This window comes from Acinetobacter sp. GQ146, assembly GCF_059758585.1.
Genome location: NZ_JCAXDV010000004.1, coordinates 177685 through 195045 on the forward strand (window position 1 = coordinate 177685; position 17361 = coordinate 195045).

At 44.4% G+C, this 17361-nt stretch carries 12 protein-coding genes and 3 tRNA genes; 9 read left to right on the top strand and 6 right to left on the bottom strand.

The genetic code is table 11. From position 1 onward, the window contains the following. Window positions 1–6 precede the first annotated feature (6 nt). From AC6CHI_RS08815 to AC6CHI_RS08830, 4 genes are all read right to left on the bottom strand, one after another. Window positions 7–903 (bottom strand): acetaldehyde dehydrogenase (acetylating), encoded by an 897-nt coding sequence (locus AC6CHI_RS08815; protein WP_458892595.1) that lies wholly within the window; start codon window positions 901–903, stop codon window positions 7–9. Between the two features lie 25 nt (window positions 904–928). Further along, the gene (locus tag AC6CHI_RS08820; RefSeq protein ID WP_498120771.1) at window positions 929–1726 is read right to left on the bottom strand and encodes a 2-keto-4-pentenoate hydratase; all 798 of its coding nucleotides are present in this window, start codon (window positions 1724–1726) and stop codon (window positions 929–931) included. A 410-nt stretch (window positions 1727–2136) separates the two neighbouring features. Then, complete coding sequence (locus AC6CHI_RS08825; protein ID WP_498120773.1) at window positions 2137–2805, bottom strand: HAD-IA family hydrolase; 669 nt, start codon at window positions 2803–2805, stop codon at window positions 2137–2139. Between the two features lie 271 nt (window positions 2806–3076). Then, window positions 3077–4015 carry an RluA family pseudouridine synthase gene (locus AC6CHI_RS08830; protein WP_498120774.1) on the bottom strand — a complete coding sequence of 313 codons (939 nt, stop codon included), beginning with the start codon at window positions 4013–4015 and terminating at the stop codon, window positions 3077–3079. Window positions 4016–4774: 759 nt separating this feature from the next. Between AC6CHI_RS08830 and AC6CHI_RS08835 the strand changes: the two genes are divergently transcribed. The 5 genes from AC6CHI_RS08835 (at window position 4775) to AC6CHI_RS08855 (ending at window position 10575) form a co-directional block, all read left to right on the top strand. Then, the gene (locus AC6CHI_RS08835; RefSeq protein ID WP_498120776.1) at window positions 4775–8119 is read left to right on the top strand and encodes an Rne/Rng family ribonuclease; all 3345 of its coding nucleotides are present in this window, start codon (window positions 4775–4777) and stop codon (window positions 8117–8119) included. Between the two features lie 187 nt (window positions 8120–8306). Beyond that, the gene (locus AC6CHI_RS08840; RefSeq protein ID WP_498120778.1) at window positions 8307–10148 is read left to right on the top strand and encodes a long-chain-acyl-CoA synthetase; all 1842 of its coding nucleotides are present in this window, start codon (window positions 8307–8309) and stop codon (window positions 10146–10148) included. Between the two features lie 133 nt (window positions 10149–10281). Beyond that, window positions 10282–10357: transfer RNA gene (locus AC6CHI_RS08845), tRNA-Lys, on the top strand. Between the two features lie 18 nt (window positions 10358–10375). After that, window positions 10376–10451: transfer RNA gene (locus AC6CHI_RS08850), tRNA-Lys, on the top strand. A 48-nt stretch (window positions 10452–10499) separates the two neighbouring features. Then, a tRNA-Lys gene (locus AC6CHI_RS08855) sits at window positions 10500–10575 on the top strand. A 111-nt stretch (window positions 10576–10686) separates the two neighbouring features. Here the strand turns inward: AC6CHI_RS08855 and AC6CHI_RS08860 are convergent. Next, window positions 10687–11343, bottom strand: a complete 657-nt coding sequence (locus tag AC6CHI_RS08860) for a hypothetical protein (RefSeq protein WP_498120779.1) — start codon at window positions 11341–11343, stop codon at window positions 10687–10689. A gap of 290 nt (window positions 11344–11633) precedes the next feature. On the opposite strand from AC6CHI_RS08860, the gene AC6CHI_RS08865 reads away from it, so the two are divergent. Beyond that, window positions 11634–11891 (top strand): PspC domain-containing protein, encoded by a 258-nt coding sequence (locus tag AC6CHI_RS08865; protein WP_498120781.1) that lies wholly within the window; start codon window positions 11634–11636, stop codon window positions 11889–11891. Window positions 11892–11966: 75 nt separating this feature from the next. Here AC6CHI_RS08865 and AC6CHI_RS08870 read toward each other — a convergent pair whose 3' ends face one another. Next, window positions 11967–13085: an HPP family protein gene (locus AC6CHI_RS08870; protein WP_498120783.1), complete on the bottom strand. Its 1119-nt coding sequence runs from the start codon at window positions 13083–13085 to the stop codon at window positions 11967–11969. A gap of 222 nt (window positions 13086–13307) precedes the next feature. On the opposite strand from AC6CHI_RS08870, the gene AC6CHI_RS08875 reads away from it, so the two are divergent. From AC6CHI_RS08875 to AC6CHI_RS08885, 3 genes are all read left to right on the top strand, one after another. Further along, on the top strand, window positions 13308–14066 hold the full coding sequence (locus AC6CHI_RS08875) for a sulfite exporter TauE/SafE family protein (protein WP_498120785.1): 759 nt from the start codon (window positions 13308–13310) through the stop codon (window positions 14064–14066). A gap of 117 nt (window positions 14067–14183) precedes the next feature. Beyond that, the gene (locus AC6CHI_RS08880) at window positions 14184–15596 is read left to right on the top strand and encodes an SLC13 family permease (protein ID WP_498120787.1); all 1413 of its coding nucleotides are present in this window, start codon (window positions 14184–14186) and stop codon (window positions 15594–15596) included. 86 nt (window positions 15597–15682) lie between these two features. Beyond that, window positions 15683–17305 carry an SIR2 family protein gene (locus AC6CHI_RS08885; protein WP_498120788.1) on the top strand — a complete coding sequence of 541 codons (1623 nt, stop codon included), beginning with the start codon at window positions 15683–15685 and terminating at the stop codon, window positions 17303–17305. Window positions 17306–17361: the final 56 nt, after the last annotated feature.

Here is a 17361-nt window from a genome sequence, read left to right on the forward strand (position 1 = left end):
TGCTCCTTATACTTCAGCCGTTGCCAATAAACGTTCTGCAAACATTTCTGCTGTCCGTGCAGCTGCTGCAGTCATAATGTCGAGATTACCGGCATAGGTCGGTAAGAAATCTCCTAAGCCTTGCACTTCAAGGAAAATCGACACGCGATTGCCATCAAAGACCGGACCATTCACCAAGGTATAACCCGGTACATATTTTTGTACTTCCGTGATCATGGCCTGCACCGAAGCGGTAATGGCGGCTTGATCTGGCTCACCCTCGACCAAGCAATGCACCGTATCTCGCATCATCAATGGGGGTTCAGCAGGATTAATAATAATGATGGCCTTGCCTTGTTTCGCACCGCCGACTTTTTCAATTGCACCTGCCGTAGTACGGGTAAATTCATCAATATTTTTACGCGTTCCCGGCCCTACCGATTTGGTTGACACGGTGGCAATAATTTCACCATAGTTGACTGGTTGTACCCGAGAAATGGCCGCAACCATAGGAATCGTCGCTTGCCCCCCACAGGTCACCATATTCACATTGGGCAACTCGCCTGCATCTAAGAGTTCTTGAAGATTTACAGGGGGAACACAGAATGGACCAATCGCTGCAGGCGTCAGGTCAATCATCTGCACGCCCAGTTCATTCAACTTACGGCTGTTTTCTGCATGCACATAAGCCGACGTCGCATCAAAGGCAATTTGAATCTCATCAGCAACGACATGCGGCAATAAACCCTCGACGCCTTCAGCCGTAGTTTTTAGTCCCATGCTCGCAGCACGTGCCAAACCTTCTGAGGTTGGGTCAATCCCGACCATCCAGACGGGTTCCAGAAATTCACTCCGCTGCAATTTATACAGTAAATCTGTCCCAATATTTCCCGGACCGATTAATGCACATTTAATCTTTTTCATGCATCTACTCTCTTAAAATTCACACTTATTCCGCAGCAAAAGCAGCGACCACTGAACCAAAACCTTCAATTTCGACCTTGAACTCATCTCCCGGCTGCGCGACCACCATCGGACCTAAAGCACCAGTTAAAATAATGTCGCCTGCAAGCAATGGACGACCACGGCGCACCATTTCATCCGCCAGCCACACCGCGGCATTCAGCGGATTGGCTAAACAGGCTTTGCCCACGCCTTGTGAAACCACTTCATCCCCACGCGTCATCACCATTTTGCAATTGACCAAATCCAGTTGTTCGAGCTTCACGGGACGTGAACCCAACACAAAGGCAGCAGATGAAGCGTTGTCCGCCACGGTATCAATCAGTGAAATTTTCCAGTTTTCAATACGGCTATCGACCACTTCAATCGCAGGCAAGGCATAGGCTGTGGCACTGATAATGTCGGCATAGCTATGTTTTTCTTGAGTTAAATCTTTATTAATCACCAGCGCAATTTCTGCTTCAACTTTGGGTTGAATCAACACACCTGCGGGAATGGCTTCACCATCGCCATACGCCATGTCGGCAAACAGCATGCCAAAGTCGGGCTGATCGACCCCAAGTTGCGCCTGAACCACTTTAGATGTCAGACCAATTTTACGTCCGACTAAACGACGACCTTCGGCTAAGGCACGTTGGGTATTGACTTCCTGAACCGCATACGCAATATCGACGTCTGCTTGTTCCTCACCGAGTTGTGGGCGAATGGGTGCAATCGCAGTCTGTGTAAGCTCAGCGTTACGTAAAGCTTGTGCAACGGATTCAACAACAGCAGAATTCGACATCTAGGTTTCCTTAAACTGCAAATAACGACAGATAACGTTTTCGAGTGTGTGAACATGCAAGACAGCATCTTTCTCATACAGTGAAAGTGCCAAGGAGAATTTGATGGCTGTCCCTAACCACCGCGAAAAACGTGTATGTTTAGACCGCTTAAGCATCGGAAAAATGACCGCTTTATGCCAATACTTATTTTATTTTTTACAATAGCTAGAACCTATTAGTGCTGTGGCAGCAGTACATGTAGAAACAAGGACTTTACTTAGGTGGGACGTGATTTCCGAGAGGAATACGCTGTTCTTATTTTTCATTCTAGAGCGTCAATGGCAGCACTTAAGACCAAATGCTAAGCCCATAAAAAATCAGGAGGAACCGCACTTTGCAGCCTCCTGATTTGGATTCAACTCGCGCAGCCTTACATGGCTTGTTTAAGTTCCACATATTGCAATAGATATTGCTGCAAACTCGCAACATCATCGGCAATGGTGAGCGGTTGATATTGTTGCAAGGTGGTCGGCGTATGCACCCCATAGCTCACACCAACTCGCGGCATGGCAATATTTCTTGCCATTTCCAAATCATAGCTGGTATCACCCACCATAATCGCTTGCTCCGCATGCAGTCCTGTGACCTGCAAAATTTCCTGCAACATCAGTGGGTCAGGTTTGGAACGTGTTTCACTGGCAGCCCGTGTAGCAACAAACAACTCTTGGCTTTGGGTTTGCGCCAAGACACGATCCAATCCTTTTCGGCTTTTCCCTGTCGCCACAGCCAACAACAAACCAGCTTCACGCAATTCATTCAGCATATCCGCGACTCCGTCAAACCAAGCATCGCCTTTGGAGTTTGCGACATAGTGCTCAGCATAACACTGCAAAATCTCGCGGTGTAATTCAGGCACTTGAGGGAATAACCGCTGCGCAACTTCGGGCAAACCTAAACCAATAATACTTTTGGCATCTTCATGGCTCAGTGGTTGCGAAAATTGCTGTGCGGCAAACAATAAACTCGCCACGATCTGCCCGACTGAATCAAATAGCGTCCCATCCCAATCAAAGATAATCAGTTCTACAGGTTTGTTCATTCAAGGGTCCAATATTTACTTGTATCAAGACAATTTACACGATGCATTTGCTACGTGATGGCGACAAAGATGTCGCCGTTGAGCTGACTTGCACTTCACTTTCAAGCCATGCTTAAAGTTCATTCAGAACGTTCTATCAGCTCAACAAAAGATTTTTGTTACTTTTTATCTTTAAAAAGTCAGGATGACCAATACAGCATCATCTCCAATCAATCACAACAAAAGAGGTTATGTTTTACCCCCCTCTCCTAGAAGGAGAGGGAAAAAAGGGTTAATCCTTCTTCTGTGCTCTTAACTGCGCCACAATATTCTGCATATCTTCAGGCAAAGGCGCTTCAATCGGCGGATAGCCAGGAATATCCAAACGCATGGCGTGTAAGCACAAGCGACGCGGTTTAGGGCCGTTATACTCGGTTTCATGGCCATATTTATCATCACCCACCAACGGATGACCAATACTTAAACCATGCACACGAATTTGATGGGTACGTCCCGAAAGCGGTGACGCATACACCAAGGTGGCATGCATAAAACGCTCTGCCACATTCCACTGCGTTTTTGAATCCTTACCTTCTTTGGACACACGTACACGACGCTCGCCATTCGACAATTCATAACGGTGCAAAGGTGCATCAATCAGTTGCTTGTCTAAACTCACCACGCCTTTCACCACTGCAGCGTAGGTTTTTTTAATCTTATGTTCACGCAGCATGTCCTGTAAGGTCTTCAGCACACTGCGTTTTTTAGAAATCATCACCAACCCTGAGGTATCACGGTCAATACGGTGAATCAGTTCTAAATATTTCTTCCCTGTTGCCGCACGCAAGCCTTCAATCAGGCCATACGCCACACCGCTGCCCCCATGAACGGCAATGCCCGATGGCTTATTGACCACCATCAGTCCTTCATCTTCATATACCACACGGCTCAATAAACTCTGCGCGACTTTATCTGAAACGGGAGCCGCAGTTTCATCTTTTTGCTCATAGCGAATTGGTGCAACACGAATTTGGTCACCAATCGCCAATTTGGTTTCGGCTTTAATGCGTTTTTTATTGACGCGCACTTGGCCTTCACGAATTAAACGATAAATGCGACTTTTCGGGACACCTTTGAGTCGACTAAATAAAAAATTATCGATGCGCTGACCCGCTTGATGCTCGTCCACTTCAAACCAAGTGACACTTTGCCATTCTTGCGTAGAATTCATACAGATACTGTGACCTAAAAAAATACTAAAATTGATTAAAAACTGATCATTTAGGCTATACTTTTCACTAGAAACGTAAGCTTAGCCCATAGGCAGATGATGTAAGGTTTGCTATAGTCAGCGCACGGAAACCATCGTAAGTGAATCATCATCAACACATTTCAATTTATTCAAAACTGAAATGTCATTGAAAATATGATCATAAACTCGGAAAGGTCCCAAAAGAATTATGCCGACGCCGAAGGCTTATTATATCGGCAAAACCGCAAACTGTTGCGTTTAATTGTACCTCAGGTACATAAATCAGTTTGCCCGAAAAAATATGTCGCCAACCTCAAGTTGGTTTTTAAACGTAAACTGATACACATCAGATTAGTCGCACCCTGATATAACCTTCAGGCTACAGCGTCTGATGCATTGGATCTGCACAGTTTGTAAAGGTACGACGATAATTCCGTATCAAGACACTCTTATTTTGTAGGGATGCTCTTCGAGCAATGTGACAGTGAAAGTTACTCACATCCAATGCACCGCTTGTTCGCCAGTGAAGTGTACAGGTGACTTTAATCGTTTAAAGATTGAAGCCGTATTGCCATCATCAATACGTGAATCAAAGCTGGAGCCCACCTTAAAAGAAGGCCAGTGAAAACCCTCAGACCACAATTGGTTTATTTGAGATCTGAGTTTGATCCGTGATGTTTGATGTTCGCTACGTGAATAGCGATTTTTTGTTGTGTATCACTATAAGGTGTTACACCCATGAAACGTATGTTGATTAATGCAACACATGCAGAAGAAATCCGCGTTGCACTTGTCACTGGACAACGTCTTTACGATTTTGACTTAGAAAATCGTACCCGTGAACAAAAAAAATCCAATATCTATAAAGGTCATGTGACTCGCGTAGAACCTTCTCTAGAAGCTGTATTTGTCGAATACGGTGCAGGTCGCCAAGGTTTCTTGTCGATGCGCGAAATCGCAAACTCTTATTACAAAGCCGACCCTCGTCAAACTTCAAATATTCGTGAATTGATTACTGAAGGCACTGAGCTTTTGGTTCAAGTTGAAAAAGAAGAACGTGGCAACAAAGGTGCTGCACTTTCAACGTTTATTTCTTTGGCAGGTCGCTATTTAGTATTGATGCCAAACAATCCAAAAGGTGGTGGCATCAGCCGTCAAATTTCGGGTTCAGTTCGTGAAGAATTGAAAGAAATGTTGGCATCCCTGAATGTGCCGCGTGGCATGAGCGTAATTGTACGTACTGCAGGAATTGGCCGTTCGCAAGAAGAATTACAACTGGACTTACAACACCTACTCGACCTTTGGGCGCAAATCCAAAGCACAGCAAGTTCTGGTCCATCACCAATGTTGGTGCATCAAGAAGCGGGTGTAGTCACACGTGCGATTCGTGACTACTTACGTGACGATGTCGCAGAAATTCTGATTGACTCTGAGCAAGCCTATAACGAAGCCTATAACTTCGTAAAAGCAGTCATGCCGCGTCAAATCGACAAGTTAAAAACTTATACCTTGAATGAGCCACTCTTTGCGCATTTTGGTATTGAAAGCCAGATTCAAACGGCTTATGAGCGTGAAGTAAAATTGCCTTCTGGCGGTTCAATCGTCATCGACCAAACTGAAGCATTGGTGTCTATCGACATTAACTCTGCGAAATCGACTCGTGGACATGATGTTGAAGAAACGGCACTCAACACCAACTTAGAAGCTGCTGAAGAAATTGCACGTCAATTACGTTTACGCGATATCGGTGGTTTGGTGGTCATCGACTTCATCGATATGACCAAAGACCGCAACCAACGCATGGTTGAAGCGAAACTTCGCGAAGCAACACAAAGTGACCGTGCACGTATCCAGTTTGGTCAATTGTCTCGCTTCGGTTTAATGGAAATGAGCCGTCAACGCTTACGTCCATCTTTAGAAGAAGCCACTGGTTATGTCTGCCCACGCTGTCATGGCACAGGCATGGTGCGTGACCTACGCTCTCTTTCACTTTCAATTATGCGTAAAGTGGAAGAAATCGCGCTACGTGAGCGTCATGGTGAAGTCCAAGTTGAAGTACCCGTTGAAATTGCGGCGTTCTTATTGAATGAAAAACGCCATAGCTTGGTGTATTTAGAACAAACTTCAAATGTGCGTGTCACGGTATTACCGCATCCACACTTAGAAACACCACATTACGAAATTTCGTACAACCCAGAAGGCTTCGCGCCAACCAGCTATGAACGTACTGAAGCCACTCGTTCTAGCGAAAAAGAATTGGGCTATGAGGCTTCAGATTGGCACTTAGAAGAAGCCGAACAACCCGCCAGCGTTGCGCCTGCAGCTGAAAAACACATCAAGAAAAAGCCGCAGCAAGCAGCTCAACCAAGCACTCAAACTTCTCGCCAAGCAGCACCTGCGGCAGCATCAGGCAGCCCATGCGCATGGTTAGAAAACTTGTTTGTGCAAAAACAAGCTCAGACTGTAGACCAAGCACGCACAGCCAATAACGCTGCAGCGGCAATTGAACAAATGGTCAATGGTGGTGCTGTAAGCCGTGGTCAGTTTGGTCAGGTCACCACACCAGCTGCTGCACCAGCGCCTGTGGCAAGCAGCAACGTTTACCTCTCTGCAACACCTGCTCCACAAAAACCAGAGCAACGTGATCTCGCAGACAAAAACGTTGAAAAAGAAGAGAGAACGCAGCGTCACAACAAAAAGCGCAACAATAACAACAAGCACAGAGAGCAACGCGAGCAGCCACAAGAGCAAAACCAAGTGGTTGAAGAAGTTGTTCAGATGACGCGTCAAGAGCAACGCCAAGAACAGCGTGAGCAAAAACGTCAACGTCAACAACGTCAACAACCGCAAGAGCAACAGAGCGAAGCTCCAGTTGAACAAGCTGCAGTGCCGCGTCGTGACCGCAACAACCAGCAACGTCCAAATCGCCCAAATCGCCACCGCGACCAAAGCGTATTTAACGAACAGCCAGCTGCTGCAATCGCTGCGCCTGCGCCAGTCGTAATTGATGAGCGACAAGTGAAAGTTGACGTGATTGATGCGCCACGTCAGGACATCATGCCAACAGCACTGGTGGTCAATGTTGATCAAGCACAAAGTGAAATTGTGGCCATCAACAATACTGCCCCTGTAGTAGCTGTTGCCGCAGAACCAGTTGTCGCTGAACCGATAGAAGCCGTTCAAGCCGCTCCTGTCGCCGCTCAAACTGAAGCCAAAGCAGAAGTTCAACCAGAAGCAACAACACCTGCTGCCAAGGAAGAGCACAAGCCTCGTTCAGAAGTAAAACGTGCAAGCAACGATCCGCGCATGCGTCGTCGTCAACAACGTGAAGCTCAGGCTAAACAAGCGCAAGCACCGAAGCTCAACCCGTCACAAGTGCCAACTTTGGCGCAATACACCGTGGGTAGCTTAATTCGCTATGTCTATGGTGAAGACTGTGCCGTACTGATTGAGCAATTTGGCTTGATTCCAACCTTCAACCGCGCTTTGCAAAAGTTCACGACTGAATACGCAGCGAGCCTAAGCAGCCCTGCTACGGTAGAAGCGGAAAAGAAACCTGTCACACGTGATGTAGAAGTTGCCAAAGCAACGCCTGAAGCTGAACCTGCACCGGTGTTGGATTTGACTCCACCCAAGCCAGAGTCGGAAAAACGCGTTGCCAATGACCCGCGCGAGCGTCGTCGTTTAGCCAAACAGGCAGCTGAACAAGCATTGGCTCAAGTAAAGCAAGCTCAAGTGGAAGAAACGCCAGTTGCAGCAGAACCTGCTGTCGCTGCAGTGGTTGAAGAAGTTGCTGCTGTCGTTGAGCCTGTAGAAGTGGCTGCCGAAGTTGCCGCTACGGAAACCGTTGTTGCTGAGCCGGCTGAACAAGCTGCTGAAGTCACCGAAGCACCGATGGTCGAAAAAGCGGCTCCAGCAAAAGCCAAAGCTAAAGCTGAACCGGTACAAACGGAATTGGCCGTAGATGTTGCCGATGATGCGACAGCCGAAGAAACAGCAGCGGAAAAGGAAGAGAAAGAAAAAGCTCGTCCTCGTCGCCCTCGCGGTCGTCCACCGAAAAAAGCCAATCCAGCAACTGAGTAAGCATTTACCCAATTGCGAGAAAAAATAAAAACCTAGTCATTTCGGTGACTAGGTTTTTTTTGTTACTTTGATCAGATTAGGTTGATTGCACTAGAAAGAAACGATTAAAAGGACAACTGTACAGATTATTTCGTTCAACCTGTAAACAAAGACATCGTATTGGACACGAAAAATAAATAGGATTCTTATGAGCCAAACCACACAAAACGATCTTATTGGAATTACGGACGTCGCTGCCAAAATCCCGCAATTTATTGGAAAACTGCCTCATCTGATTACAGGTTTGAAACAGGCTTATATACGCACTGCAAACTCGCCTGCCGGCTTGGGCATTGCTTTTGAAAAGGCGGTCAAACGCAATCCTACGGGCTATGCCTTGTTATTTGAAGAGCAAAAATTTACCTACCAGCAACTGAACGACTGGGCCAACCAAATTGGTCATTATTATTTGTCGATTGGGGCAAAAAAAGGCGACGTGATTGCGGTCATGATTGAAAACCGCCCTGAACTGGTGGCCAGCGTACTGGCACTGGCAAAAATTGGCGTGACTGCTGCCTTGGTGAATACCTCTCAAGTGGGCAAAGTGCTGGCGCATAGCATCAACTTAGTCAAACCAATTGCTCTGATTGTCGGCGAAGAATGCCGCGTTGCGGTCGATGAAATTCGTCAGGATTTGGCTTTGGACGAAAATCGCTTGTACTGGTTTGCCGATCAAGCAACCCGTCAAGATGCAGGTACGACACCAGCCGGCTATCTCAACTTAGCTCATGAGATCATGACTTTCCCAACCTTTAACACCCCGACCACACACAGTGTCAAAGGCAAGGATGGCTTATTTTATATTTACACCTCTGGGACCACAGGCTTACCCAAAGCTGTAATTTTTACCCATAGCCGCTGGACGCTGGCTTACGGCACCTATGGACATGTCCTTGATCTGAATAGCAAGGATGTGATGTATGTGACTTTACCGCTGTACCATGCTACTGGGATTGTGGTGTGCTGGTGCGGTGTGATCGCAGGTAGTGCAACACTGGCGCTGCGTCGTAAATATTCCACCTCTTCCTTCTGGAAAGATGTACAGAAATTTGATGCCTCCGCCATTGGCTATGTAGGTGAACTCTGCCGTTACCTGATGGATGCGCCTCCTTCAGCGCTCGATCAGGGGCATCGGGTCAAAAAAATGATTGGCAATGGCATGCGCCCGAACATTTGGGACAAATTCAAGCAGCGTTTTGGTATTGAAGAAGTCTTAGAACTCTACGCATCCAGTGAAGGCAATGTCGGTTTTAGCAACGTATTTAATTTTGATAATACCGTCGGCTTCTCGCCTACTCCGTATGCGATTATTCAATTCGATAAAGAAAATAATGAGCCGATTCGCGATGCAAAGGGCTGGTGCCAGAAAGTCGCAAAGGGTGAAGTTGGCCTGTTGATTGGTAAAATTACCCGTCGTTCCCCTTTTGATGGCTATACCGACCCTGAAAAAAATAAATCAGTGATGCTGAAAAATGTGTTTAAACAAGGCGATGCCTATTTCAACACGGGTGATTTGGTGCGTGACATCGGCTTCCGTCATGCTCAGTTTGTCGACCGTTTAGGCGATACGTTCCGCTGGAAAGGCGAAAACGTGTCAACCACTGAAGTCGAAAACATGCTGTGCGAATATCCCAAAATTGCTGAAGCTGTGGTCTATGGCGTTGAAATTCCACATACCAATGGTCGTGCAGGCATGGCTGCCATTACCTTAGCCGATCAAGCCCAACTCAATGCCGAAGATTTGCAGGCCATGGTCAACTGCTTTAAAAAGAGCTTACCCGCTTATGCAGTTCCTGTATTTTTACGTGTGCAAAAACAAGTCGAAACGACCGGCACATTTAAATATCAGAAAAATAAACTCAAGGAACAAGCCTTTAACCCTGAAAAAACCGAAGAGCAAATTTTGGTGTTATTGCCAAACAGCAGCGCCTATTGTGATTTGAATACTGAAATCTACAGCAATATTCAAAGCTATCAATATCGTTTCTAAAACCTTAAATTGGCAATTTTTTGCATAAAATTGAGCAAAGTTGTTGTATTTATAATCAAACATCAACAACTTTGCGATTTTTCTCTTGCGCTCGTTCGAGATCTTGCTACAATACGCTCCATCAAAACGAGATGGGTCGTTAGCTCAGTTGGTAGAGCAGCGGACTTTTAATCCGTTGGTCCCGCGTTCGAGTCGCGGACGACCCACCACTTATTTTGATTCCTGATGGGTCGTTAGCTCAGTTGGTAGAGCAGCGGACTTTTAATCCGTTGGTCCCGCGTTCGAGTCGCGGACGACCCACCATCTTTAAGCTTTTCAAAAAAGCTGTCATAATGTGAAAGCATTCTAAATGGGTCGTTAGCTCAGTTGGTAGAGCAGCGGACTTTTAATCCGTTGGTCCCGCGTTCGAGTCGCGGACGACCCACCATTTATTCAAAGCTTCTCTCTTCTTCTCGCAGACCTTTGCAAGCTGCTGGCGATACCTGAGCAACTCATTGTAGAAATCGAGCAACCAATTCAAAGAATTACGGTTTTATTATTAATCTTTAATTAAATGATAAGCCTGTGATGGCATGGGATAACCCGAGTCAAAAAAATTCTGGTTTCTGGCATGTGCCCGATCTAAAGTCCGCTCCAGATCTAAGGTCAAATTGTGCTGCTCATCAACATCATAATAAAATTCTGCCCCTTCTTCTAAATGCACGATCAATTCCGAACCATCTGCATTCACTGACCAAGTATCACGTCGGTAAGTCCGAATGTTGCTGTTTTCTGCATGCTTTTCACTAAATAACTTACCGGTGTAAACAATACTTCGAAATGCGGAACCATCCGCAGCCAAAGTCAGAATATATTCAGCAGCGCCTTGAGAGCATTGCACAAAATCATCATCACAAGAAATCTGCACATGATAACGCCCAACATAGGGATTTTCGTTCTTATGCTCAGCACGCTCTTGCACGGTTGATGCTGCGTCATTCGGCATACTGGCCTGCCCTGCCAGCTCCGTCAGGCTTTTTCCTGTCTGCGGCGAGCTCACAGCAGAGGCAGCAGCCTGTACATCCTCTTGATCAGTGTACTCCCGAGCGGGTACTGTGGACTGACTACACCCCAAAAGCAAAAAGCCTGTACAGCATCCTGCCAATATTTGCCATGCCAACTTCGGACTAAGTTTAAGACTTTTCCATTTCTTCACTTGAATATACAACCCGCACTGAATCTGACCACTCACCCAAAGGGTAAAAATGTAATTGCCTCATCATCCTTAATAACAGCAATAACATTGCAAGTAATTGTATTTATTTAGCAAAAATAAAAACAATCGTAAATTTGATCACATTTTAAGTAGTCTCACTCAAGGTTCAAATCCTTGTTTACATAACTTAACCATTTTCGTGCTCTACGCTGTTTAAAAATTGAAGTACATCACCATTTATATTTTATGGGGATAGCACAAATCCCAAACTAAATTCTAAGGAGACCTGAATGGCCAATGTTGGTTTATATCGTTCAAACCGCCAAAATATGATTGCGGGTGTGATGGGCGGTATTGCTGAACGCTTTGGTTGGAACGCAAACTTATTAAGAATTATCTTCTTTTTGGTTTCCGTCATGAGTGCTGCCTTTCCGGGCATTTTAGTGTATTTGATTTTATGGCTGGTTATTCCAAAACGTGAAGATGCCGATGCACAAAAGTATCGTCAATCCATACGTACAGTGAACGAGCAACAACCCCCACTGTAAGTTTGAAAGAACCTCATTTGACCTACCGTTTTGGTCGCTACGGCTTTTTCCCCAAAGAGTCGTAGCTTTTTTTATTTACGCCGGTGATTTTTGATTTCGCAATTGAATCAGCTGCTGGTTCAATGCGGCAATCATATCCGCACGACTAATCATACCGACCAATTGCTGCTGCTCCACCACGGGAATGTAATTAAAAGACCGTTCCACAAAATACGGCACCAAATCCTGAATGGGCTGATTGGGCTGTACCGTGACCACTTTTCTGTTCATAATCTGTTTCACCTGATGCTCCCAACTCGCTTTGGGGTCTGCCGCTCGTTTAAACCATTCCACCACATCATACAGCGCCAGTGTTCCCACCAACTGCCGCGCAGCATTGACCACAGGCAAGCTCATCAAGTTAATTTGCTTAAATTTATCTAAAGCCAAATGAATGTCATCCTGTTCATTCAACATTAAAACATCTTTAGACATTAAATCTTGACAGGTCAGCTCATTCACAGCGCGGGCATTGGCAATTTGCTGGGCCTTTAAAATAATGTTCTGTAAATCATATTCACTGATATCTAACAGCTGTGGCTGGTGTTCCAGCACATTGTGAATATCTTGCGGCTGAATCGTGACTTTTTGCGTGGGCGTCGGATCATTCGAGCGTGGATTTAGCTGCGCACTTTGCGGATATGCGCGCCCGAGCATACGGTTAAACCCAACCGCGATAAGCAATAACAACAGGGAATTTAATAACACCGGATAGGCAATAAACTGATAACCCATGGCATGTACATTATCACCGCCCAAAACTGCGGTAATGGCCACAGCCCCACTCGGTGGATGCAAGGAATCCGTCGTCATCATCAGAAAAATAGACAGTGCCACTGCAATACTGAAGGCTTCGGTTAAATTCGGCAAATACAGCGCGCACGTCACCCCAATAAAACCCGCCAAAGTATTACCAATGATCATATTCCATGGCTGTGCCAAAGGACTGGCAGGTACTGCAAACAAAAGCACAGATGAAGCACCCATGGGGGCGATGTACCAAGCATTGATGCCGCCCAGCATCCACCAACTGATCAAGGATGACAATGCCAAACCTAATAGCGCGCCAACACCACAGAGTAAACGCTCCTTGAGGGGTAACACTTTAAAATTAGGCTTGAAATAGTTGAATAAATAGAGGGGCTTATTGCTCACAGCAGATCCTTTGAACTGGTTTGTTATGCAGTGGTTGCATTAGTATAAAGGTGAAACCACCATTAAATACATTTGATTTACACCTTATAAACATCATTATTTTTGATAATCTGTGTCAAACAGTCTATCTGCTCCATAAAACACGATCTCTAGAAATACGTGCCCAGAGCTTGAAGTTAATCCAATTCCGTGTCCCTTCCTTTTCGCGGTTAGAGAGTCATCATGTTCAAAATTGAAATTATTACCTTCGTTTTGTGCGTACTTGCCGCCCTATTACACGGACTCAGTGGTTTTGGCTTTCCCATGATCAGTACGGCTGCACTTGCCCTGTTTTATCCCTTACCGATTGCCGTCGCAATGGTCATTATTCCTTGTCTGATCTTAAACCTGATGATGCTACGTTCTGACCCAGAACGCTCCTTTCTACAGACACTACACCACTATCTTAAAAAGTACTGGATACTGATCATAAGTAGCCTGATTGGGAGTTTTATGGGCGTGCTATTGCTCCTCTATATCAATGAAAACTATTTAAAATTTATCATGGGGATGGTGATTCTGCTGTATGTGCTCGATCAATTAAGCACACAGCCAATTCGTATTCAGCAGTCTTTACGCAATATGCTGATCTTTGGTGGTCTTGCGGGGGTGATTGGTGGCGCAACCAATGCCATGGCTCCTTTTCTAATGATGTACCTCTTAAGCACCCAACATCAAAAAACCGATATTGTGATGATTAGCAACCTGAGCTTTTTAGCCAGCAAGCTGATCCAGCTCGGCATGCTATACCCCATTCTCTCTAGCTTCCAAACAGCACAAATTTATTTATTGGTTGCCATCACACTCTCTGCCTTAGCCTTTGTATATCTAGGCAGTAAAATTCGCGCACACCTGTCACAACAAAAATTCAGGCGCATTATTTTAACCCTGCTGGCATTACTTGGCGTGAATGCGCTCTGGCAAGCCATGATGCATTTTTAAATGCTTTTCATTACAGTGTCAGAACAATCGCTTATTTACTTCAACAAAAACAGACACTATGGTTAAAACAAACATCGACGATTAAATAATCAGAACAACTCAAAACAAGGATCCTCTATGAATGTTCCGAATCTTGAAACACCCACCAATGCGATGCCCAAAGGCTTAGTTCGCGGCTGGGGAATTATTATCATTGCTGCAATTCTGGCTTTTGTGCTGTATCAGATTCTGCCTTATGAGCAGAATGCCAACAAAGGGCTGAGTTTACTGTTTTTTATTGGTGTTTTATGGCTCACCGAAGCCATTCATATCACCATTACCGCCTTGCTGGTGCCCATTTTAGCCGTGCTCTTGGGCATGCCGAGTAAAATTGAGGGTGAAATGGTGGCAATCACCACCAGTAAAGCCCTAAGTACCTTTGCCGATCCGACCATCTTCTTATTCTTTGGTGGCTTTGCACTGGCAACCGCTTTGCATGTACAGAAACTAGATCGCAAGATTGCCATGTGGATTATCGGTCTATCTCGTGGGCATTTGGGCGTGGCTGTTCTCGCCATCTGCCTCGTCACCGCGGTGCTCTCAATGTGGATTTCCAATACCGCAACTGCCGCCATGATGTTACCGCTGGCTTTGGGACTGCTCTCGCATTTTGATGCAGAGAAAGAACATAAAACCTTTGTCTTTATTTTATTGGGCATCGCCTATTCGGCCAGTATTGGCGGCTTAGGAACCATTGTCGGTTCGCCACCAAATGCGATTGCGGCAAAAGCACTCGGCTATGATTTTGCCGACTGGATGAAAGTTGGCTTACCGATGATGCTACTGATTCTGCCTGCAATGCTCATCAGTCTTTATGTAGTGCTGCGTCCAAAACTGAATCATCGGGTCGAATTTAAAACCGAAGTGATTGCATGGAATCGTGACCGTATTCTGACCATGCTGTTATTCAGCGTGACCGCCTTGGCATGGGTTTTTGGCAAGAGTCTTTCTGAAAAATTCGGAATCAGCCAGCCCGATACATGGGTTGCGATTGCTGCGGCCTGTATGGTGGTAATTTTAGGCATTGCCACATGGAAAGACATTACCAGCAACACCGACTGGGGCGTATTAATGCTGTTTGGCGGTGGTCTCACGTTAAGTGCGGTTCTAAAAGATTCCGGCTCATCCCTAGTTTTGGGGCAAACCCTTGCGAATGTGTTTGGTGATGCTTCACCATTTCTGGTCATCATCATCGTCGCTGCCTTTATTATTTTCTTAACAGAATTTACCAGCAATACGGCATCGGCAGCGCTGTTGGTGCCTGTGTTTGCGGCCATTGCTGATCAAATGGGCTTACCAAAAGAAATTTTGGTGATTGTGATTGGGATTGGCGCTTCATGTGCCTTTATGCTGCCCGTTGCAACGCCACCGAATGCCATTGTTTTTGGTACAGGCTATATTCAGCAAAGCGAAATGATGCGGGTGGGTTTTGTACTCAATATTTTGTGTATTGCACTCGTCTCGATTTTTATTTACTTATTCTTTATTTAAGCTCAAGCACCTTCGGGTGCTTTTTTATTTGAAAATAATAAGTATTTTATTAAGATAAATTAATTCAACAATGCTTTATAAAACCAATGAAAGAAAATCAACGCGAAGAGCTTTTAAAACATTTAGCCGCTTCACTACAAGATGCAAAAAAAGAAGGTGGAGCAATTTTACTGGTCGGTGCAGGTATTTCTGTTTCCGCGGGTATTCCCCCTGCACAAAAGCTTATGCAAATTGCGATTGAAAACTTTCCTGATTACTTTATAGAAGAAGAACAATGGCTTGCTCAAGAAGATTTAAGCCAACTTCAATACAACGACATTATGACTAAGCTCTCTAATGTTAAACGTAAAGAACTATTTAAATGGTTTATTGAAGGCAACAAAGAAAAAGGAATTAAAAAAGCCAAGTTGAACTTTGCTCATATCGCAATTGCAGAGTTATTAAAACAAGGCTATTTCAGCCGAATTCTCACCGTAAATTTTGACCCACTTTTAATCCATGCCTGCTATATGGTTGGCATGTATCCTTTCCCAGCCATTTATGATTTAGGGGCTATGGGTAAAGTGAACGCCGAACTTTTACATGACCCAAGTATTGTCTACCTAAATGGTCAGCATGTTGGTTTTGTTCAGCGAAATACTAACGACCAACTGGAAGCCCACAAAGAAACACTAAGCCAAATCGTTCGTTCAACTGGTTGTTCTAAAACTTGGGTTGTTGCTGGTTATAGTGGAGAAAACGACCCTCTTATGGATGCCTTAAACGAGTTACGTCCATATAACAATTGGCTGTATTGGTTGGAATATAACAATCAAGTTTTACAGGAAGAAAGTCACCATTTCTTAGAAAATGATGAAGAATGTAAAGTCATTTATCAGTGTGATGCTGACGAAACATTCATGAATATCTCTGATTTACTTAATTGCAGTTTGGATTTTATTGAGCGACCACATAAAGAATTAGAAATGTATCTAGAGGAAATTAGATTTGAAACATCGAAAAACTCTCAACATAGATATACTGCTAAAATTAAAAAATACATAGAAATATTAGAAACTGATACAGCTATTAGCCAATTTAAACATGCTGATCAAGTAGACATGCTATTGGTTTATCTAGAAAACCTTATTGCTCACAAAATACCCTCCACTCATGAAGATAACTTAAAAAAAATAATAGAAATTTGTGAAAAAATATCGCAATTATCACCTGATCACGATGCTACATATTGGTATTGGGGCGATGCTCTATTTGCTACGGCAAAATTAGAAGGAATAGACAAAAATAAATTTCTTGAAGAAGCAGAATTAAAGTATCAGCTATCCATTGAGAAAGATATCTCAGAGGATATTAATATTAAAGCCAGAAAACTTTATGAGCTTTACAGATATAAATACTCTCTAACTAATGATGAAACTACAAAAAATGATTTGCTAAAAAAAGCTTTGGCAAGTCTAAATCTATGTACAGAATTATCCTTAGAAAAAGCCAAAGTTTACTCATTACTAAATGAACCCCAATTAGCGGTGAGTCACTTGAATAAAATTAATTATAAAAATAAGAACACTTCTATACTTGGAAGTCTTTTATCATTCTTCAACCATTCAATAGAAGATGTGATAAGTGATGAAGATTTTCATCCAATTAAGAATCATCCCGATTTTAAGCATTGGATAGAGCAAAAGCAGAGGGAAAGTATAAGCGCATAACCTTTGCCACTCTCTCACAAAATCCTTATACTTAGGGGCAATTTTTCTCTAATTTT